Here is a 20,315-nt window from a genome sequence, read left to right on the forward strand (position 1 = left end):
TCAATGCCCTTTCTGCCCACATTACCCCGCAGAACCTGGCTGGAGCGATCGTCCCTCCTGATTGCGAGCTTGCTGCTCGTGATCGGGGTATCGACGTTGGTGGGCACGTGGGCGGGGGTGGAGGCCTTCGTGCAGCCGTCGCCTCAGGCCGCTTCCATCAAAGCGAACGAAGCGCTGTGTTTCACCCTCCTCGGGCTGGTGCTGCTGGCGATCGAGCTGGGCCGGCCGATGGCCAGCTGGGCGGCCGTGATTCCCGCAGCGATCGCCGCGCTGTCGCTCGCCGAGCACGCGCTGCGAATCAACCTCGGCCTGGATGAACTGTTCGGCACCGACCGGTGGCTGGTCGATACCGCACATCCCGGACGGATGTCGGCGATGTCCGCGTGCAGCATCCTGCTCGTCTCGCTGGCGCTGACGTGGCGCAGCCTGCGGCGCGGCACCCCCGCGCGACTTTTCACGGAGGCGGTGATCAGCTCGCTCGTTGCCTCTGGCGGTTTTTCCACATTGCTCGGTTACGCCGTCAGCCTGCCGGCGGTTTACCGCTGGGGCACCCACACCGCCACTTCGCCGCTCGCCGCCGCCGCTCTCCTGGTGCTGGGCGTCGGCCTGCTCATCCTGGCTTGGCGGGAAACGATGAACGCCGGCGGCGGTCCGCCCGCGTGGTCGCCGATGCCCGCGATCGTCGGCTGCCTCACGTTCACGCTGATCCTTTGGATCGGGTTGCGCGAACGCGAAACCGTCTACCTCGGCGCGAAGACGCAGACGGAGATGGATTCGCTGGCGACGAGTTTCAAATACGAGTTCGACCGGCAGGCCGCCGCCATCGAGCGACTCGCCCGCATGTGGGCGGATGGCGCGCTGACCGCCGAAGCCGTGTGGGAGGTCGACGCGGGCTCCCAATGGCAGGATTCGTCGGGCCGGCTCGGGATCCTGTCGATCGCGGTGCTCAATCCCGAGCTGCGCACGATCTGGGTTTATCCGCGCGAGGAGAACGCCACGGCGATTTCGCTGGATCATGCGATGGATCCGGTGCGGCAGGCGGCGATCGCCGCCGCGCGCATCAATCGCGGCCCGGTCATCTCCGGCACGACGGAACTCGGCGGCCGGGGCCACGGCGTGGTCATCTATGCCCCGATCATCCGGCAGGGTGTGGCGAGCGGGTACGTCGCCGCCGAGTTCCTCTACCGCACCTTTTTCAGCAGCGTCATCGCCGAACGGAAAATCGAGGACGGGCACCTCGTCGAGGTGAAGATCGGCGCGGAGGAGGCGTATCGCACCGTGCTGCAGCCGAAGGAGCAACGCCACGATGCGCTGCTCATCGACAAGACCTACCCGATGTTCGACCGCCGCGTCCGCGTGACGATGACGCCGCGCACTGAGGCGCTCCAAAACGACCGGCGCTATCTCCCCGAGCTGGCGCTCGGCGCGGGCATCGGCATCGCACTGCTGCTGGGCCTGAGCGTGCACCTCGCGCGGGGCGCACGCGCCGGACAACATGCGGCCGAGCTTTCGAACAAGAAGCTCCACGCCGAAAACGAGGAACGCCGCCGCATCGAGGCGCGGCTGAAGGTTTCGGACGAGCGCCTGCGGCTCGCGCTCGACTCGACGCAGATCGGCATTTTCGAGTGGAACGTCGCCGCCGGCCACGTCTACTACAGCTCCGGACTCTGGGCGATGCTGGGCTACGAGCACAGCCGGATGTCGGCGACCGTCGCCGCCTGGCAGTCGCTGATTCACCCCGACGATCTGCCCACCTATCGCCGCCGCGTCGACTCGCAGCTCAACGGCGTGGCGTCGTTCATTGAACCGGAATTCCGCGTCAAATCCCACGGGGGTGAGTGGCGCTGGGTTTACACCCGCTCCAAGACCGTGGCGGCCAGCACCAGCGGCCGCCCGACCCGGATCATCGGCACCGTCCAAGACATCACCGCCCGCCGCGAAGCGGAACAGGCGCTGCGCGAAAGCCAGGCCGAGACCCGCAAGCTCTCGCTCGTCGCCGCCAAGACTGACAACCCGGTACTCATCATCTCGCCCGCCGGCTCGATCGAGTGGGTCAACGAAAGCTTCAGCCGGGTCATGGAGTATTCGCTCGACGAGGTCGTCGGCCGATCCCCCATCGACTTCGTCGCCGCCGCTGAGACCGACGCCCGCACGCTGCAGGAAATCGACGCCGCGATCGCGCAGGGCCGCGCCCACTCCGGCGACGTGGTGACCCACTCCAAGCGCGGCCGCAAATACCACCTGCGCGTCGAGCTCCAGCCGGTGCGCAACGACGCCGGGCAGCTGCAGAACTTCATCGTCATCGAGACCGACATCACCGCGCGGGTCGACACGGAGCTGGCGCTGCGCCGGGCGAAGACCGAAGCCGACGAGGCGTCGCGCGCGAAGAGCGACTTCCTCGCCTCGATGTCGCACGAGATCCGCACCCCGATGAACGGCGTGATCGGCATGACCAGCCTCCTCATGGAGACGGATCTCAGCCCGGAGCAGCGGGACTTCGTCAACACGATCCGCACCTCCGGCGAAGCGCTGCTCACGATCATCAACGACATCCTCGACTTCTCCAAGATTGAGTCGGGCAAGATGGATCTCGAGCACCTGCCGTTCGAGCTGGCGACCTGCCTCGAGGAATCGCTCGACCTGTTCGCGTTACAGGCCTCCGCCAAGCATCTCGAGCTCGCTTACCACATCGCGCCAGACGTGCCGGAATGGATCATCGGCGACATCACCCGGCTCCGGCAGATCGTGGTGAACCTGGTAAACAACGCGGTGAAGTTCACGTCCGCCGGCAGCATCGCGATCGAGGTCCGGCGGCGGCCGCCCACCGTTCCCGCCAACCTGAAACGCTTTCCCCTGGAGTTCGTGGTGCGCGACACCGGTATCGGCATTCCCGCGGAGCGACTCGATCGGCTCTTCAAGGCGTTCAGCCAGGTCGATTCGTCGACGACGCGCAAATACGGCGGCACCGGTCTCGGCCTGGCGATCTGCCAGCGCCTGAGCATCCTGATGGGCGGCGGCATTCGTGTGGAGAGCAAGGTCGGCGAGGGTTCGTCGTTCATCTTTACGATCACGACCGAAGAGGCCGCCGCAGGCGCGCCACTCGTGGCTCCGCCCGACCTGGACCAACTCAAGGGCTGCCCCGTGCTGTGCGTCGAGGATCATCCGGTCGTGCAGCGACGGATCGCGGGCCTGCTGGAACCGTACGGCGCCACGTGTCACTTCGCCGCCAATGCCTTCGCGGGCGCCGCGCTGGCCGCCACGCTGCCTACGCCACCCGCGCTGGTCATCATCGATGGCGACGAGACCGAAGGTAGTTCGCCGCTGGAAGCCCTGCAGTCCATCAAGGCGCCGCGGCTGCTGATGCTCCCGTTTGGCCAGACCGCGCCGCCTCCGCCCGCCGACCGGCAGCCGTTCACCAGCATTTTCAAGCCTTTCAAAACGACCTCGTTCCTGCACGTGGTGAGCGCCCTGCTCAACCCCGCGACGCATACCGTCATCGCGACCGACACCACCGGACCGTTCACGCGGCGACTCGCGGAGGAGTTTCCACTCGATATCCTGCTGGCCGAGGACAACACCGTGAACCAGAAGGTCGCGCTGCGGTTCCTCGAGCGGCTCGGCTATCGCGCCGACGCCGTCAGCAATGGCCAGGAAGCCGTGACCACGCTGGCCGCGCGGCACTATCATCTCGTCCTGATGGACCTGCAGATGCCCGAGATGGACGGGCTGGAGGCCAGCCGGCAGATCCGAAAAAAGGTGCCCGCCTCGCGGCAACCGAAGATCGTCGCGCTCACCGCGAACGCGATGCAGGGCGACCGCGAGCGCTGCCTCGAAGCGGGCATGGACGATTATATTTCGAAGCCGGTGAAGCTCCACGAAATCGAGGCGGCGATCCGGCGGCTCTTCGCTTCGCGCGAGGCCAACACGCCGCAGACCATCGGGTGAGGCGCGAGATTCCTCGCCACGCGCCGCGCCCTCGTCCCATCGGCTTGTTGTAGCCGGGGTCGGTGACCCCGGCTCGGGGCTTCCCGAGCCCGGCTACACCGACGATCACAGTCGCATGAGCGCCCGCAGCCGATCGCGTTCCACCCGCCACGCGGGGTCGCCCACGAGATTGCGCTGCTCGCCCGGATCGTTCTCCAAATCGAACAACAGCCACGGCGTGCCGTCGTCATTCAGCACGAGCTTTCGCGTCCGGGTCCGCACGCCGTGCCAGATCCGGTCGCACTGTTGCGGCAACCGCACGACCGACGGCATCGAAATCGCTTGTGCCTCATGACCGGCCATCGTGCGGCGCACCTCGGCCCCGCGCGCCCACGCCTCCGCCCAGCGCGGCAGATCGAGCAGCGACACGAGTTCGTCGCTCCGTCCGCCAATGGCACCGCCGGCCCGGACGAGCAGCGGCACGCGCACGCTCTCCTCGTACGGCCAGCCTTTGCGGAACAACCCGTGCGCGCCGTGCATGTCGCCGTGCACGCTCGTGAACACCACGATCGGCGCGGGGCGTCCCTGCGTCGCTTCGGCGGCATCCACGGCTGCGACGAGCCGTCCGATGGCCTGGTCTGTCGCCTCAATGTGAGCGTAGTAGCCCGCGAGTTCCCGTCGCGCCTTCGCCTCCAGCTCGCCGTCGCGTGGTACGTTGCGCTCGAGCACGATCTCCTGCGGCGCCGGCGGCGGCACTCCCGCCGCCGGCGCATCATACGGCGGATGCGGCGGCTCGAGACTCACGACGCAGAACCAGGGTGCCACGCTCTGCGTCGCCACCCAGCGCGCCGCTCGTTCGCCGAGCACGTCGCTCTGATAGCCACGAAACTGCCGCGGCTCGCCGATCCTCGTCCCGTGCAGCCACGGATCGTTCAGCAGGAAACCGCTCTCGAAACCTTCCCAATGCGCGAATCCGCCCCGCGCGTCCGCCGGGACGATCGTCCGCGCGTGCGCCTCGCCCACGAGTGGCTCCGCGGGATCGCGCCGGCCCAGATGCCATTTGCCGAAGAACGCGGTCGCATAACCGAGTGGGTCGAGCGTGTGCGCAATCGTTCGTCCGTTCGTCGCTCCGCTCCGCCAGATCGGGAGCGGATCGAAATAGTCGCGGACGCCGTTTTCGGGCGACGGCACGCCCGTCAACATGGCCGCGCGCGCGAACGGGCCGAACGGATGCGGCGCCACCGCCTGCGTCCAGACGACGCTCTTTGCGGCCAGCGCGTCAAGACAGGGCGTGCGCGCGTTGGGATCGCCCGCGAAGCCGCACGCCTGCGCCCGCCACTGCGTGGTCACGATCCACAGGATGCTCGGCTTCGGCGCCATGGTCCGCACGCTATGCGCCGTCGCCGCGGGCGCACGCCTGTTTTCGCCGCCGCCCGCTGGCCTCGGCTATTCTGAGAATTCCGGCGGGATGCTCGTGATCGGCCGGACTTCGATGTCGCGATAAAAAATCTCCGCGCCCTCCGACTGCAGGATGATCGGCCCGCCGGTCACGGGCGCGGGTGCCGGGCCGTCGATCCGCTGCGGCCCGTGCAATCGCATCACCACTTTGCCGTTCACGACGTGCACAGTGTCTTCGCCGAGGCAGATCAGCTCCACCGTGTTCCACTCCCCGAAAGGCTTCTCGTTGTCGGGCTGCTTCACGCAGCGCCCTTCGGCTCCCGGCACCTGGGAAAAGACTTTCCACTCGCCGGCCGGATCGTAGATCCACCGTGGCGGCTCCGTGCCCGGCTGCGGCTTGGCGCGAACCGCAATGCGCGAGCCCACGGCCCACAGATCGCCGACGTCGTGTTCCTGAATCTGCAGTTCGATCGAGCGCGCCCAGGTCCGGCCTTCTGCGCCCGGCGCCGTATGCACGTGGTAAAGCAGCCCACTGTCGCGCCGGGTCTCCGGCTTGTGCCGCGGCGGCCATTTCTTTTCACCCCATCTGAACTGCAGGCGCAGATGATAGTCCTGCAGCGACCGCGCGGTGCGCAGTTCGCCGAACACCTCGCCGGAAATTCTGATCGCCGCGCGTCCGTCCACTTCCGCGATGGTGAACACATGCAGCGGATCGCGATTCGCGCCAATCGGCTCGAGATACTTGCCGTCCGCCGCGCGAGCGAGGCCGGGCACCGTGGAACTCGGCTCGGGGCGCTGCAGCCACGTCGACCAACCGGAGAAATCACGACCGTTCCACAATGGACGCCAGCCCTCGTCCGCCATCGCAACGGAACTCAGCCCCAGCAGAACCGACAGGGTAACCAGAAGGCGCATGCGCGAACGACACCTCGCCGCCCGCCGGGTCGCAACCGTGAACTGGCGTGATGACGTGGTCCCGGCCGACACGCGTCACGACCCGCCGCGCACGGCCGGAATCATACCTCCAGCCGCCGCCGCGGTCCGTCGTGCTACTGCAACTTCAACGGCAGGCTCAGCACCCGCGCATTGATGTCATTCAAGATCGAACTCGTTTGCTGCGCGCTGACGTCATCGCCCGTGGTCAGTCGGCGCGCCGCTAGGAAATTGTTCACGACCGCGCAGTAGTCGCTGTTGACCATGATGCCCAGGATCTCGCCGGTCTTGCTCAATACGAGATCGCCCCGCGACGGGGCGAAGTCGCCAAAGATCCGCCGGAAAAACCGGTTGTCCACCCGCACGTAGCCAGGCTGCGACGCATCGAGCTTGAAGCCCACCTCGCCATAGCCCTGGCCGCCGCCGCTCACGAGCACGGCCTCCGGGAATTTGAACGGCTCCAGCGCGGTCGGATAGATCTTCACCCCGAGCGCCTTCACCTGCTCCGGGTCCAGTGGCACCACGACCACGCGCGGATCCACCGAGAGGAACTGGATCTCCTTTGCGCTGCTCCGGTAGTCCGGCGGACGCGTGAACTCCACGTTGATCTTCTCCCACTGGTAATTGTTTTCGACCCGCGGGAACGGCGTGTCGGCGTAGTGGAGCAGCGCGTACGTCTGCTGGCCGTCGCTCACGAGGATCGTCTGCGCCGAGCTCTGTCGCGTGGCGGGTCCGAACAGCCCGGCGCGCACGGCGGTGAAGTTGGTGGCGACGCGGTTGGTCAGGAAATCATTGAACAGCACGTTGGCGTTGATCGGCCGGTTCTCCCGGATCTCTTTCGTCAACTGCCCGGACGACTCGGCCAGCTGCCCGACGCCCTGCGCGAGCTGCGTGGTCGCTTCCTGCACCTTCAGCCGCTCCTGTCGCTCGGCCACGACCTGACCGCGCAGCGTCTCGGCCGTTTCGGTCAGGATTTGCTTTTCGCGTTCGGCCACCTTGACCGCCGCGGCCAGGCCCTCGATCCGCTCGCGGGCCTCGGTCTGCTGCTTCTCATAATTCGCCAGCTGCTGCTTCTGTCGCTCCGCTTCCGCGCGGCGTTCCTCGAGTTCGCGCTGCAGCCGCGCGAGTTCCTCGCGCGTCATCGTCGCGGCCTGCGTCGCCTCCTGCACCTTGGCGTTGAGTTCCTCGGCCGTGCGTTGCGTCTGACTCAACGCCGTCGACAGCTGGGAGCGATCGGACTCGATCTTCTGCAGCTCCTGCTCACGCGTGCCGAGCGTGCCCTGCAGCGTGCTCAGTTGCTGCGCGAGCTGGTCGCGCGTCGCGCGTTCGTCGGCGAGCGCCGTCTTCATGCTTTCGACGAGATCCTGGTCCTTGGTGACCGCGTTGGCCTCCATCTTCGGGACCGGCGGCTGCTTGACGGGCGAAGGCTCCGCCCGCTCCCATCGCGTCAAGGCGAGGAGATTCAGCAGGAGAAAATCGCAGAGGATGAGCAGCAGCGTCTTGTTCATGTGATCACGGGCGCGGAACCGGGATTGCCACTGCCGAAGACGGGATCCCGCACCGTCGGCGATACCGCCTGGCTGTCGAGGATCAGCTGGCGCTTGTAGGGACGCACGCTGCGGATCTTGACCAGCGCCACGCAGGTGATGCCGAAGAGGTTCGACGAGTAGGCGGCGAGCAGGTTGGGCTCGATTATCCCGAGCACCTGCAGCACCAGCGCCGTCGCCGTGCCGCCGATACCCACATACAGGCCGCCGTCGAAGAGGTTCTCCTCGTTCTCCATCAGCCGCAGCTTGACAAGGGGCGGGTGCGGAGATCGCGCGATCTCGCGGATCTTCAGCAGGCAGAAGAAGTACATCGCCACCTGCAAGGCGGCAAAAAAGCCAATCGAGAGCAGCGTAGAGGCATCCATGGTGGTGATCGTTTTGTTGGCGGATTCGACAGGAGTGGTGGAAGTGGTGACAAGGGCGGGGAGCACGAGCCGGAACCGGAACTCGGAGGGAGGCGCGGCCTGCAGCAGGAAAGGTTCGGTGGTGATGACCAATACACCAGCGATCAGCAGCGCCAGGATCCCGCTCTTCAGGTGCGGAATTACGAGCTGGCGCGGCACGCCGGGCGAGACGAGCCACAGGTCCAGCCCGCGAAACACCAGATAGGCGGCGAGCAGGTACCCGAGATATTTCACCGCGAGCATCAGCCTGGGATGGAGCATTACCAGCGACGCGGCGGTGCCGAGGCCGAGATCAGGTGTGTGGTTCACCGGCACCTGGCGCAGCAGGAGTTGCTGGACGGCGCCCTGCCCGTGCGAGAGCGCGAGCCGCAGGTCGCTCAGCCCCGTTTTGCCAAACTGGATCAGATAAATCGCGACACGATCGGCGGAATTGGAAAACAGCGCGGCCACGTAGATCAGCGGAAATTCATCGGGCGCGACTCGGGCCAGATGCGCGTATTCGCCAACCGTCTTCGCGTCCTGACTGCGACGCAGCAATTCGGAGAGCTGCGACCAATCCAGCCGGCGGCTCAGCGACAGGAGATCGAGGAAAAAACCTTCGAGTTCGCCCAGACTGCGCCGCGCGAGTGCTTCGTCGGCCAGTCCGCGCACCTCGCGCTGCAGCTCAGGGGAGAGATGTTCGCCCTGATAGAGCAGCGCCGCCAACAGGATGACGGCGTCGAGCGGCTGCCCGCCGGGCTGCGACACGGGCACAAAGCGGCCGGTGGATCGCACCTCGCGCAGCCGCAGCAATGCCTGCACCCCAAGCGAGCGCGAGTTGCTCAGGTAGTCGCGCAACGCCGTGCGCGCCTGCTCCGGCAGAAAAAACGTCAGCACGGGCGTGCTACCCGCGTGGCCCTTGCTCTCGCGCAACTTGAAGAGCGGGTCGAGAAACGGATCCCAGCCGCCCCACGCGACCATCTCCGGCTGCTGCGCCTGCAGTTCCTTCAGGCTCTGCTCCAACGCCGGCGCGCCCGGATCCTTCAACGTTCGCGCCGCATCGAGCACCAGCGCCGCCGGGCCGATTTTCTCGGATTGCACGAGCTGGCGACCGAACACCGCCAGGGACGGCGTCTGCGCGCCGGCCTCGCGCAACAACGCAGGGCTGACGGATTTCAGGTTGACCGGCAGCGTCCACGCCACGACCGCCACCACCAGCCCAACGAGGACCAGCAGCGGGGCGCCGAGCGGTCTTTTGTCCGAAACGGTGGTGGCGCTCATCGCGTGAAGTATTGATTTGCGGGCGCCCGGAGGCAAACCCACGCTTCGGGCCTCAACGACCGATGTCCCTGCGAATTGTTCACTACAACGACCCGGTTTTACGCCGTAAGGGGGAGAAGATCACCGCTTTCGACAAGGCCCTCAGCCAGTTAGCGAAGGAGATGCTGGCCACGATGCAGGAGGCCGCCGGCATCGGTCTCGCGGCGCAACAGATTGGCCGGCCGGTGCAGCTGTGCGTCGTGGACCTGCGGCGGGCGGAAATCGATTTCACCTGGGAACTCGACGGAGCGAAACCGCCGTTGGATCTGATCATGCCCATGATCATCACCAATCCGGAGATTACGCCGGATCGCGAGACCGACGTTTATCTCGTCGAGGAGGGCTGCCTCTCGTTTCCCAAGATCCGCGGCGACGTGCCCCGACCCGATGCGATCACCGTCCGCTATCAGGACGAACACGGCACACCTCACACGCTGCACTGCGATGGACTGCTCGCGCGCTGCATCCAGCACGAAGTCGATCACCTGAACGGGGTGTTGTTCATCGACCGGATGGAGAAAAAGACGCGCGCCGCGATCGACGCCGACGTGAAGACGCTCGCCAAGATCACCCGCGCCGCCGCCAAGCTGAATCCGGCATGAGCATCGCGACGCGCACCGGCGATCAGGGCATGACGGGCCTGCTCTACGGGCAGCGCGTACCGAAGGATCACCCGCAAATCGAGGCGGTCGGCGCGTTCGACGAGCTCAACGCCGCGGTGGGCTTGGCCAAGGCGGCCTGCCCTGATACGGATCGTCGCGCGGCGCTCGAAGCCATCCAGCACGATCTGATCGCGTTGATGGGCGAAGTCGCCTGTGCCGAGTCGGATCTCGCGCGCTACGAAGCGTCGAAATTCCCGAAGCTGGGCGAAACGGAACTGGCGCGAATTGACGCAGCCGTCGCGGCGATCGAGGCCAGGAAAATTCGCTTCGACGGTTGGGCCACGCCCGGGGCCAACACGTTCGCGGGCGCGCTCGAACTCGCGCGCACGGTCGCACGCCGGGCTGAGCGCCGGCTCGTTGCGCTCAAGTCGCACGGCCGCACCGTGCGGCCCGTCGTCGGTCAGTACGTCAACCGCGTGGCCGACCTGCTGTGGTTGATGGCTCGCGAGGCCGAAAAGTGAGCGGAGCAGCCGAACTCCGGGGCTCGGTGTAGCCCCGTCGGGTACGACGGGGAGCGCACGGCGACGATAGCGATTTGTAGGGCGGGGTCGCTGACCCCACCGGACGCACTCTTGTGATTCCCGCGGCCGGATCGGGCGATCCCGCCCCACGGCGGCTTACAGCAGATCCGCCGCGAGCTCGGCGAGCTTGGACCGCTCGCCCTTCACCAGCTTCACGTGCGCGGCAATCGGCTGCCCCTTCATCCGGTTGTGGCAATAGACCAAGCCATTGCTGCGCGAATCCACGTAAGGATTGTCGATCTGCGCCGGGTCGCCGATGAGCACGATCTTCGAGCCCTCGGAGATGCGCGTGATGATCGTCTTCGCCTCGTGCGGCGTCAGCTGCTGCGCCTCGTCGAGAATGAAGAACCGGCGGGCGATCGAGCGCCCACGAATGAACGCGAGCGCCTCGATCTCCACCAAGCCCGAGCGGAGCAGCCGCTCGTAGGGCTTGGTCGGTGTCAGTGAACCGTTCGTTCCGGCTGGCGCGTAGGTCGGCTGCCGCGCGTTCATTGCCGCCAGCATGCGGTCCTCGTTCTTGCGGTGCTTTTTCTTGGAAACTTTCTTCGTCGCGAACTGCGGCTCCTTCGGCGGCTTCGAGGGAATCAGCAGCTCCAGCGCGTCGTAATAGGGCTGCAGCCAGGGCTTCATCTTCTCCTCGAGGGTGCCCGGCAGGAATCCGATGTCCTTGCCCAGCGCGATCACGGGCCGCGAAATCGAGACGCCATCGTAGCGCGAGTTTTCGTCCTGCGTCTGGTGCAGCGCGCCGACGATCGAGAGCAGCGTCTTGCCGGTGCCCGCCTTGCCGAAGCAGGTGACGATGTGAATGCTGTCATCGAGCAACGCATCGAGGAAGAACTGCTGCTCGAGGTTGCGCGCCCGCACTGGCACGCCGCCCTGGGCCTTCACGAAGTCGGGGATCTGCAATCGCTGCACGAGGCCTTCGCCGTAGTAGCGCGCCGGCATCGTCTTGCCCTCGCTCGAGCGCAGCAGCACGTATTCGTTCACATACAGCGTCTCCGCCGCCTCGGCCGACAGCTCGAATTCGCCCTCGGAGCAGAATCGCTGCAGCTCGTAGATGCTCAGCGGAATCTCGGTGTAGCTCGCCTCGTCGACCGGCTCCGGCACCTTGTCGTTGAGGTAATCCTCCGACTCCAAGCCGACGGCGCGCGCCTTGAGCTGCACGTTGACGTCCTTGGTCACGAGGATGGTCGGGGGCGGAAACTGCTCCTGCACGAAGAGCGCGGCGGCGATGATCCGATTGTCCTTCTTCGACAGATCCGGCAGGATCGCGCGCAGTCGCTCCATCGCCGGCGAGGTCCGGCCGCCTTCCATCAGATACGGGTTGATGATGATCGAGAGCGTGCCGCCGTTCGGCAGCTCCACGCCTTCGTGCATGGAGCGCGAGTCCGGCAGCAACTCCTGCAAAATTCGATGCACGCGCCGCGCGTTGCGACCGCGCTCCGTCGATTGCTCGGCCTTGATGGCATCGAGCTCCTCCAACACCTCCACCGGGATCGCGAGGTTGTTGTCCTCGAACTTGAAGATCGACTGCGGGTCGTGGAGGAGAACGTTCGTGTCGACCACGAAGGTCTTGATCTTACCCGCTACCTTGATCCGCGAATTTGGGGCCGTTGCCCCGCGCAGGTGTTCCATCGTGTGTGGATATCTTGTGAGTAACTGTGCACGAATCAACCCGACTGTCCATGAGAGACTTCGTCATGGAACTGTTCACTTGTCCTTATCGGCCTCGGCGCGACGCACTTCAGTGCGCAGAAAAAAATTGGGCGGGCCGCCTACCCCTAGACGGCCCGCCATATTGCTTTCTTACTTACCCCAATTCCCGCTAAGCGGGACATAGTTGTAACGACCGGTATGACGTGGCAGCGTCGCCAAGGTTCCAACGAATTTAGTGCTCGTGCGGAATCACTCGGCAACCGGCGGCAGCGGCGCGGGTTTGCGTCGCGGCGTCGTCCACAATCGGAGCAGGTACTCGGCGAGATTTTTCATGCTCGTCTGGCGCACGCCCTCGCGCTGCGCCATTTCCTTGAACGGCGACGCGACCGCGCTGCGCTCCTCGAAATATCGCCACAAGTCGTTCGCTAGTTCGCGCGCCGCCTCGTGTTGATCGCTCGCCGCCCGGGAAGTCTTCTGAACTTTCTCCACCCAGTATTGTCTCTCCTCAGGGTGAGTCTGGATATAGTCGAACACCATCTGCTCGCTGCGGTTGAGGCTCATGTCGCGAAACGTGCGAGCGCCCTCCCGAAAAACAACCGCAAAACCCCGGCCAAGCCGGTCATTGCAATTTAGGCGTCAACACCTAGCCTCGGTCCCGAACCAACCCCTCCTCTCATGTGGCAAACACTTAAAGCGCAGTTACCCGGGATTCTTCTCACGGCGGTCATCGTCACGGCTGCAGCCTTCTGGCTCCATCACAAAACCCTGTCGGACATGACTCAGCGGCAAAATGCCGAACTCGCGCCGCTGCGCGAACAGAACGAAGCGCTCCGCGTCGCCTCCGAGGAGAATCGCCAGCAACTCGAAGCCACCAACAAGCTGCTGCGGGACGCCATTGCCCGGCGCGAGGCCGACATGTTCCGCACCGACGAGGAGATCCAGAAGCTGAACACCGAGCGAATGGACGCGCTGGCCGAAGCGATTGCGAAGAAGGTGCAGCCCTACAATCCGCTGCCGACGAGTCCGGAAGAAGCCGAGCGCATGCAGAACGAGCAGATCGACAAGGTCTCCGCGCGCATGGCCGACCGCATTCAGCCGATCCTCACCGAGATGTCGAAGGACCAGAACCTCACGCGCGAATCGATCTCGCAGTACAGCCAGCGGATTTCCGATCAGGTCGGCAACGTGCTCACCGCCGAGATGGCCCGCAATCAACAGCTGAACAACAATCTCCAGGCGACGCAGGCCGTCGCGCAGGACTCGCTGAAGCTCGCGCACGAAATCACCGCGCTCTATCTCAGCTCGTTCAAGGACCAGGGCCTCATCACCCGGCTGCTGACCCTGCCGGCGAATGTCGTGAAAGACGCCGCCAGCCTCAGCATCGTATCGAGCAGCGACCGCAAGAAAGTGGAGGAGCAGTTGGTCGCGAAGATGAACGACATCGACAAGCGCCTCGCCGACCTCGCCGCCCAGGCGCCACAGAAGTAACGTGATGAAGCCGGCGCGACCGGCGGATCTTTTCAAGCCGCGCGATTTCCGCGCGGCTTTCTTTTTGGGAGCGCGGCCAGTTTACCCCGCCCGGTCGGGGCCTCGGCCGCTTGGGATCAGACGTGTAGCGGCAGGCGCTACCTGTTTCCGCATCGCTCTCGTTGCGGCCGAGGGCGACCGCGCTCCCAACACAGCCCCCACGCACTTCGCGCTCCTACTTCGACAGGTAAAACGGATTCGGAAATTTAAAATTCCGCTCCGCCCCGCCGCCGGTCAAATCGCTTTCCTGATCGCCCAGATTCGCGATGATCACGAAGCCTTCCGCCGCGAGTCGCTGGCGTTCACCGAGCTTGAAAACCGCGCTCGTGTCTTTCCACGCGTCGGGCCGACAGACGAGTCGCGCATAGCCGTCGCAGCCGACGGCGCGCAGGTTCTGTTCCGTCGCCGCTCGATAACGCTCGCCGCGTCCAGTGATGAAGATGACCGCGACGTCGAGTCGGCGCGCGAGCTCATACAGCTGACGCACGGGTTCGATCGCGGGGGCCTTCGCCTCATGCACCCACGCGTCCCACGCCTTGCGGTCGTAACCGAAGTCGAGCCGCAGGATGTGCTCCGCGTTCGCGAGCAGCGTTTCGTCGAGATCCATCACCACCGCGAGCCGCTCCGACTTGGCCGCGCCGTCCGCCGATCGCGCCGCACCCGCCCGCTGCTCGATCCATGCCGCCGCCTGCTGCGCGACCGCCTGCATCTCGCGCAGATACTCGCCCGACTGCACGTAGGTCCGGATCTCCTCCTTCGCGAGTTGGATGTTCCGCGGCTCGGCGCGCAGGGCGACCAGCGCCGCGATCGTGCCCACGACCAAGAGCAGTGCCCGGCGGGTCAGGTTCATTTGAAAAGCAAATGGAGGGTTTCCGCCGACGTTCACGCCAGCGCCAGATCCGCGCGTTTCACGTCCTTCACCGGCCACTTGGTGACGGTGAGACCCTTCGCGCTGCGGCTGCTCACTGGCACACGGTCGAGTTCGAAATCGAACTCCCGCACGCGTGCGCCGCTTCGGCCATCGATGAAGATGCGCAGCTTTTTCGGCATCTCCTTCTCGGTCTTGCTGATCTCGAGATAAACCACGCGCGAGCCCTCGGATTTGACCAGCGAATACAGCTTGTCGCGCGACAGCCCGCCGATCTGGAACCGCTTGGCGAAGGCTTTGCCGCTCTCCTTGTCCTGATAGACCATCGTGTAGAAGTTCGGATCGCCGTCCTTCGGAAACACCGCGCAGTGAATGATGTCGCGGCCCATGAAAACCTTCTCGGCGACTTTCGACACCTTGAGCGAGCCATCGCGCATGAGGCACACGACGCTGTCGAGGATCGTGCAGTCCTGCACGTATTCGTGCTGGCGCCAGTTCAACCCGATGAACCCGTCCTCGCGATTCACATAGAGCCGTTGGTTGGCCGACACGACTTCCGCCGCATTGATCTGTTCGATCTCGTCGTAACTGGTGCGCCGCTTCAGCCCCTTGCCGTATTTTTCCTGCAGCTGCTCGAACCACGCGACGGCATAGGCCGTGAGCGCCTTCAGGTTCGCCTTCGTTTCGCGCAGCTCCGCTTCGATCTTCTTGATCGCCTCGTCCGCCTGGAACCGGTTGTACGCGGAGATCCGCTTGATCCGAATCTCGGTCAGCCGCGTGATGTCGTCATCCGTCACCGGTCGCCGCAGCTGCTTCAGGAAGGGCTGCAATCCTTCGCGAATCTCGTCGAGCACGCTCTGCCAGGTTTTCGATTTCTCGATCCGGCGATAGATCCGCTCCTCGATGAAAATCCGCTCGAGCGAGTCCCAGTGCCACTGCTGCTCAAGCTCCGCCTGCCGGATCTCGAGTTCGCGTTTCAGCAGCGCTTTGGTCTTGTCGACCGAGCGCTTGAGAATCTCGCGCACGCCGAGGAAATGCGGCTTGTCGTCCTCGATCACGCACGCGGCCGGCGAGAGGTTCGTCTGGCAGGCGGTGAACACGTACAGCTGCTGGATCAGTTTTTCCGGATCGCTGCCCTGCGGGAGGTGCACGAGGATTTCCACCGCATCGGCGGTGTTGTCGTCGACGTGACGGATCTTGATCTTGCCCTTCGCGTTCGCCGCCAGAATCGATTCGATCAACGATTCGGTCGTCGAACCGAAGGGTAGCTCGGTGATCGCCAGCAGGTATTTGCTGCGGATCTCGATCTTCGCGCGGATCTTCACCTTCCCGCCGCGCTCGCCGTCGTTGTACTCCGAAAAATCGGCCACGCCGCCCGTGGGAAAGTCCGGATAAATCCGGAATGTTTTTCCCTGCAGGTGATTGATCGCGGCGCGGCAGAGGTCGTTGAAATTGTGCGGCAGGATCTTCGTCGCCAATCCGACGGCGATGCCTTCGGCGCCTTCGAGCAGCACGATCGGGAATTTCGCCGGCAGCGTCACCGGCTCGCGCGCGCGACCATCATAGCTGAGCTGCCAGGGGGTCGTCTTCGGATTGAACAACACGTCCTTGGCGAAGGCCGTCAGCCGCGCCTCGATGTAGCGCGGCGCCGCCGCGTCGTCGCCGGTCAGCAGGTTGCCGAAGTTGCCCTGCGGCTCGACGAGGAAGCCGCGCTGCCCCAAGCCGACGAGCGCCGCGCCGATGGACGCGTCGCCGTGCGGATGAAAGCGCATCGTCGCGCCGACGATGTTCGCGAGCTTGTGGAAACGCCCGTCCTCCATTTCCCACATCGTGTGCAGGATCCGGCGCTGCACCGGCTTCAGCCCGTCGTCGATGTGCGGCACCGCGCGGTCGAGAATGACGTAGCTGGCGTAGTCGAGAAACCAGTTCCGGTAATTCACCGCGAGCGGCGCCTCTTCCTCCTGCGCCTTCTTGCCGCTGCGGCGAAGCGGCGGCACTTCAGCGGACGCGCCGTTACCGTTCGTCTCGCGCTCGGGGGTCACCGCCGCGGGCGTGCTCACCGGCGATTTGGGCGGTGTGGACGCACCGCCGAGCGGCAGTTCAGATTGGTTGTCGTTCTTCGCGTTTTTTCGTTTGGCCATCGCGGACAGGTCGCGCGAGGTTTGGGTCCGCCGCCACGCCCGTCAAGCGGTGACGACCAATTCAGGCGGACTCCACCTCAACCGGTTATTTCGCGCGGAGCAGTTCGCGCGCTCGCGCCAGCTCCGGATCGCGGTCAGCGCGCACATCGGCGAGCGAGCGCTCGGGCACCTCCACATCCGGGCCGACCCCACGGCCTTCCAGCCGCGCCCCGTCCAGCCCGACGTAGTCGATGATCGGGACCTGAATTTTTCCGCCATCCGGCAAACCGTAGGGTCGCGAATAAATGACCGCGCCCGCCGTCTTCTGGCCGATCACGACTGCCCGGTGATAATGCTGCAGCACGTGCGTGAAGATCTCTGCCGCGCTCGCCGTCGCCTGGCTTGTCAGCACAATGACTTTGCCCGCATAGCCCGCCGGCAGCCACGCGAAGCTGTGCACGTCCTTGCTCCGGCCGCTGCGGCGAATCAGCCGGCCAATCGCCACGCGGTCCTTGAAGAATTCCGCCACCGCCATGTCGAGCACCAACGTGTTGCCGCCGCGATTGCTGCGCAGATCGATCATCACGGCCGGCGCAGTCGAATGCGTTTTGAGCTGCCGGCTAAGCCAGCTCAACGAGCTGCGGTCGAATCGATCGAAGCGCAGATAAAAGCCTCCTTCTTCAAGCGGTCGCACCTCACGCCGATCGAAATCGAGCAGTTCGGGTCGGAGCGTAAACGCCCGCACGGCGCCGTGCTCATCCAGAAACTCGAAGCTCACCGGATCCCTCAACCGCGTGATGAACGTGTCGGCATCACGCAACGGCGTGCCGTTACGCTTCAGCACGAGCCAGCCGCGTCGGATTCCCGCGCGATCTGCGGGGCCGCCCGGCACGACGTCCACGACCACGCGTTGATCTTCGAGCAACTGCCAGCGAATCCCGATCGCCGGCCGGTGCTCGGTTTCCAGCTCATGTGCGCGGCGCGGCGAAAGCGCGCCGAGATGTGATTCCTTCAACTCCGCGCACATCTGGTTGACCACCTTGTAGAGCGCTTCTGCATCGGCCGCAGCCGCTGCCTGCGGCCGGTAGCGCTCGCGCATCGCCGGCCAGTCCACCCCGCGGAAAGCCTCGTCGAAATACCGGTCGTTGACCAAATCCCACGCGCGATCGAACACCCGCAGGTTCTGCGCGGTTCGTTCCTCCCGCGTCAGCGGTGGCGGCTCGCGATACTCGGTCGGAACCGTCGCGCAGCCGGCGAGGAAGAGGATCACGAACACTAGCGCCCATGGCAGGGCGCGTTGTCCCCAACGCGCCGCTCGCAACCGCCTTCGGTGTGCTGCAGTGCAGCCGCACGGCTTCGCCGCGCGGCCCCCGCCGGGGACGGCGGGCTCCACCTCGCGCCGGCTCCTCCTCCCGCTCGCCCTCGCGTTCACGCCACCAGATCCTTCTCCACCTTGAGGTTGTCGATGATGAAGTCCTGCCGCTCCGGCGTGTTCTTGCCCATGAAAAAGCCAAGCAGCTCGTTGCTGTCGTTGAGATGCGCCAGCGTCACCGGCTCGAGCCGCATGGCTTCGCCGATAAAATCCTTGAACTCACCCGCCGAGATTTCGCCGAGCCCTTTGAATCGCGTGATCTCGTGGCTCGCGCCGAGCTTCTTCATCGCCGCCTGCTTCTCCTCCTCGGAGTAGCAGTAGATCGTCTCCTTCTTGTTGCGCACGCGGAACAGCGGCGTCTCCAAAATGAAGAGATGTCCGTTCCGAATCAGATCCGGGAAGAATTGCAGGAAGAACGAAATCAGCAGCAGCCGGATGTGCATGCCGTCCACGTCCGCATCGGTCGCGATCACGACCCGGTTGTAGCGCAGCCCGTCCATGCTGTCCTCGACGTTCAACGCTGATTGCAGCAGGTGGAACTCCTCGTTCTCGTAGATCACCTTTTTCGAGAGCCCGAAGGTGTTCAGCGGTTTGCCTTTCAACGCGAACACCGCCTGGGTCTGCACGTCGCGCGTCGCGGTGAGCGAGCCGGCCGCCGAGTCGCCTTCGACGATGAACAGCGTGCTTTCCTCCGCGCGTTCGTTGCGATCGCCCAGGTGCAGCCGGCAGTCGCGCAGCTTGCGGTTGTGCAGCGACGCTTTCTTTGCGCGTTCCCGCGCGAGACTGCGGATGCCCGCGAGCTCCTTCCGCTCGCGCTCGCTCTCCTCGATCTTGTTCCGCAACGCGTCCGCCGTCTCCCGGTTCTTGTGCAGATAACCGTCGAGCGACTGCTGGACAAACTTGCCGATGAAGTCGCGGATCGATGGCCCACCCGGCGCGATATCGGTCGAGCCGAGTTTCGTCTTGGTCTGCGATTCGAACACCGGCTCCATGACGCGCACCGACACCGCCGCATCGATCGACTGCCGCACGTCGGCGGCATCGTAGTCGCGCTTGAAGAAGTTCCGCACGGTCTCGACCAGCGCTTCGCGAAACGCCGCCAAATGCGTGCCGCCCATCGTCGTGTGCTGGCCGTTCACGAACGAGTAATACTCCTCGCCGTAGTGCGCGCCATGGGTGAACGCCACCTCCATGTCCTCGCCTTCGAGATGGATGATCGGATAAAGCGGCTCGCCGCTCAGATTCTTTTGCAGCAGGTCCTTCAGTCCGTTTTCCGAACGGAACGCCTTGCCGTTGAACGTGAGCGTGAGCCCGCGGTTCAGGAAGGCATAGTTCCATAGCATGTCCTCGATGAACTCCGGCCGGAACTTGAAATCCTTTCCGAACAGCGCCTCATCCGGAGTGAACTCGATGAGCGTGCCGTTCCGCTCCGTCGTCTTCGCGATCTTGTGATCCTTGCGCAGCTTGCCCTGCGCAAACTCCACGAGCTTGGTCTGCCCGTCGCGAAACGCCTGTGCACGATACGAAAACGACAGTGCGTTCACCGCCTTCTGACCGACCCCGTTGAGGCCCACCGCTTTCTTGAAGGTCTCGCTGTCGTATTTCGCGCCCGTGTTGATGATCGAGACGCATTCGAGCACCTTGCCGAGCGGAATGCCCCGACCGTAGTCCCGCACCCGCACCATCCGGTCCTGCAGCTCGATTTCGATCTTCCGGCCGTAGCCCATCGTGAATTCGTCGATCGAGTTGTCGATCGACTCCTTCAACAGCACATAGATGCCATCCTCGGCATGAGCGCCGTTGCCGAGCCGGCCGATATACATGCCGGGCCGCAGCCGGATGTGCTCGGTGGACGAAAGGGTCTTGATACTCGCTTCGGTGTAAGCTTGGGCCATGATTGCGTTGGCCAAACACAGAGGGAGCGCCGCGCGTTCTGACAAGCGCATTTGCGGGCGGGAGCGAGGGTTCACGTTGCTTTTGCGGGCGGGCTGCCGGACCGATCGTGATCAGAACCTGCGCAAAAGCGGATCAACATGGAGACGCGGCGCCCTCCCCGCGACGAGCGCGTCACTGCGCCGAGGCTT

Annotated in this window: 14 protein-coding genes; 4 read left to right on the plus strand and 10 right to left on the minus strand. The window is 64.9% G+C overall.

Annotated features, from left to right (window positions below):
* Nucleotides 1-3: 3 nt before the first annotated feature.
* A complete protein-coding gene (locus tag OTER_RS23445) occupies nt 4-3,945 on the plus strand; it encodes a response regulator (protein ID WP_012372921.1) in 3,942 nt (1,313 codons plus the stop codon).
* 105 nt (nt 3,946-4,050) lie between these two features.
* Here OTER_RS23445 and OTER_RS00470 read toward each other — a convergent pair whose 3' ends face one another.
* The 4 genes from OTER_RS00470 to OTER_RS00485 all read right to left on the minus strand — a co-directional run bounded on the left by OTER_RS00470 (nt 4,051) and on the right by OTER_RS00485 (nt 9,466).
* Nucleotides 4,051-5,304 (minus strand): sulfatase-like hydrolase/transferase, encoded by a 1,254-nt coding sequence (locus tag OTER_RS00470; protein WP_012372922.1) that lies wholly within the window; start codon nt 5,302-5,304, stop codon nt 4,051-4,053.
* A gap of 66 nt (nt 5,305-5,370) precedes the next feature.
* On the minus strand, nt 5,371-6,237 hold the full coding sequence (locus OTER_RS00475) for a 3-keto-disaccharide hydrolase (RefSeq protein ID WP_012372923.1): 867 nt from the start codon (nt 6,235-6,237) through the stop codon (nt 5,371-5,373).
* Nucleotides 6,238-6,371: 134 nt separating this feature from the next.
* Nucleotides 6,372-7,763, minus strand: a complete 1,392-nt coding sequence (locus OTER_RS00480) for a hypothetical protein (RefSeq protein ID WP_012372924.1) — start codon at nt 7,761-7,763, stop codon at nt 6,372-6,374.
* Nucleotides 7,760-9,466: a hypothetical protein gene (locus OTER_RS00485; protein ID WP_012372925.1), complete on the minus strand. Its 1,707-nt coding sequence runs from the start codon at nt 9,464-9,466 to the stop codon at nt 7,760-7,762. The genes OTER_RS00480 and OTER_RS00485 overlap by 4 nt, the downstream gene beginning before the upstream one ends.
* A gap of 62 nt (nt 9,467-9,528) precedes the next feature.
* Here OTER_RS00485 and def point away from each other — a divergent pair, with 62 nt between their 5' ends.
* Nucleotides 9,529-10,107, plus strand: a complete 579-nt coding sequence (gene def / locus OTER_RS00490; protein WP_012372926.1) for a peptide deformylase — start codon at nt 9,529-9,531, stop codon at nt 10,105-10,107.
* The gene (locus OTER_RS00495) at nt 10,104-10,628 is read left to right on the plus strand and encodes a cob(I)yrinic acid a,c-diamide adenosyltransferase (protein ID WP_012372927.1); all 525 of its coding nucleotides are present in this window, start codon (nt 10,104-10,106) and stop codon (nt 10,626-10,628) included. Before def ends, OTER_RS00495 begins: the two co-directional genes overlap by 4 nt.
* A gap of 156 nt (nt 10,629-10,784) precedes the next feature.
* Here the strand turns inward: OTER_RS00495 and OTER_RS00500 are convergent, their stop codons facing one another.
* Nucleotides 10,785-12,323, minus strand: a complete 1,539-nt coding sequence (locus tag OTER_RS00500) for a PhoH family protein (protein WP_012372928.1) — start codon at nt 12,321-12,323, stop codon at nt 10,785-10,787.
* Nucleotides 12,324-12,593: 270 nt separating this feature from the next.
* A complete protein-coding gene (locus OTER_RS00505; RefSeq protein WP_012372929.1) occupies nt 12,594-12,905 on the minus strand; it encodes a hypothetical protein in 312 nt (103 codons plus the stop codon).
* Between the two features lie 114 nt (nt 12,906-13,019).
* On the opposite strand from OTER_RS00505, the gene OTER_RS00510 reads away from it, so the two are divergent.
* Nucleotides 13,020-13,832, plus strand: a complete 813-nt coding sequence (locus OTER_RS00510) for a hypothetical protein (protein WP_012372930.1) — start codon at nt 13,020-13,022, stop codon at nt 13,830-13,832.
* Between the two features lie 214 nt (nt 13,833-14,046).
* Here OTER_RS00510 and OTER_RS00515 read toward each other — a convergent pair whose 3' ends face one another.
* The 4 genes from OTER_RS00515 to OTER_RS00530 form a co-directional block, all read right to left on the minus strand.
* On the minus strand, nt 14,047-14,721 hold the full coding sequence (locus OTER_RS00515) for an HAD family acid phosphatase (protein WP_012372931.1): 675 nt from the start codon (nt 14,719-14,721) through the stop codon (nt 14,047-14,049).
* 32 nt (nt 14,722-14,753) lie between these two features.
* Complete coding sequence (locus OTER_RS00520; protein WP_012372932.1) at nt 14,754-16,880, minus strand: DNA gyrase/topoisomerase IV subunit A; 2,127 nt, start codon at nt 16,878-16,880, stop codon at nt 14,754-14,756.
* A gap of 85 nt (nt 16,881-16,965) precedes the next feature.
* Nucleotides 16,966-18,129 (minus strand): S41 family peptidase, encoded by a 1,164-nt coding sequence (locus OTER_RS00525; RefSeq protein WP_158305321.1) that lies wholly within the window; start codon nt 18,127-18,129, stop codon nt 16,966-16,968.
* 158 nt (nt 18,130-18,287) lie between these two features.
* Nucleotides 18,288-20,126 carry a DNA topoisomerase IV subunit B gene (locus tag OTER_RS00530; RefSeq protein WP_044891447.1) on the minus strand — a complete coding sequence of 613 codons (1,839 nt, stop codon included), beginning with the start codon at nt 20,124-20,126 and terminating at the stop codon, nt 18,288-18,290.
* Between the last annotated feature and the right edge of the window lie 189 nt (nt 20,127-20,315).

The organism is Opitutus terrae PB90-1 (assembly GCF_000019965.1).
Classification (GTDB): Bacteria; Verrucomicrobiota; Verrucomicrobiia; order Opitutales; family Opitutaceae; genus Opitutus; species Opitutus terrae.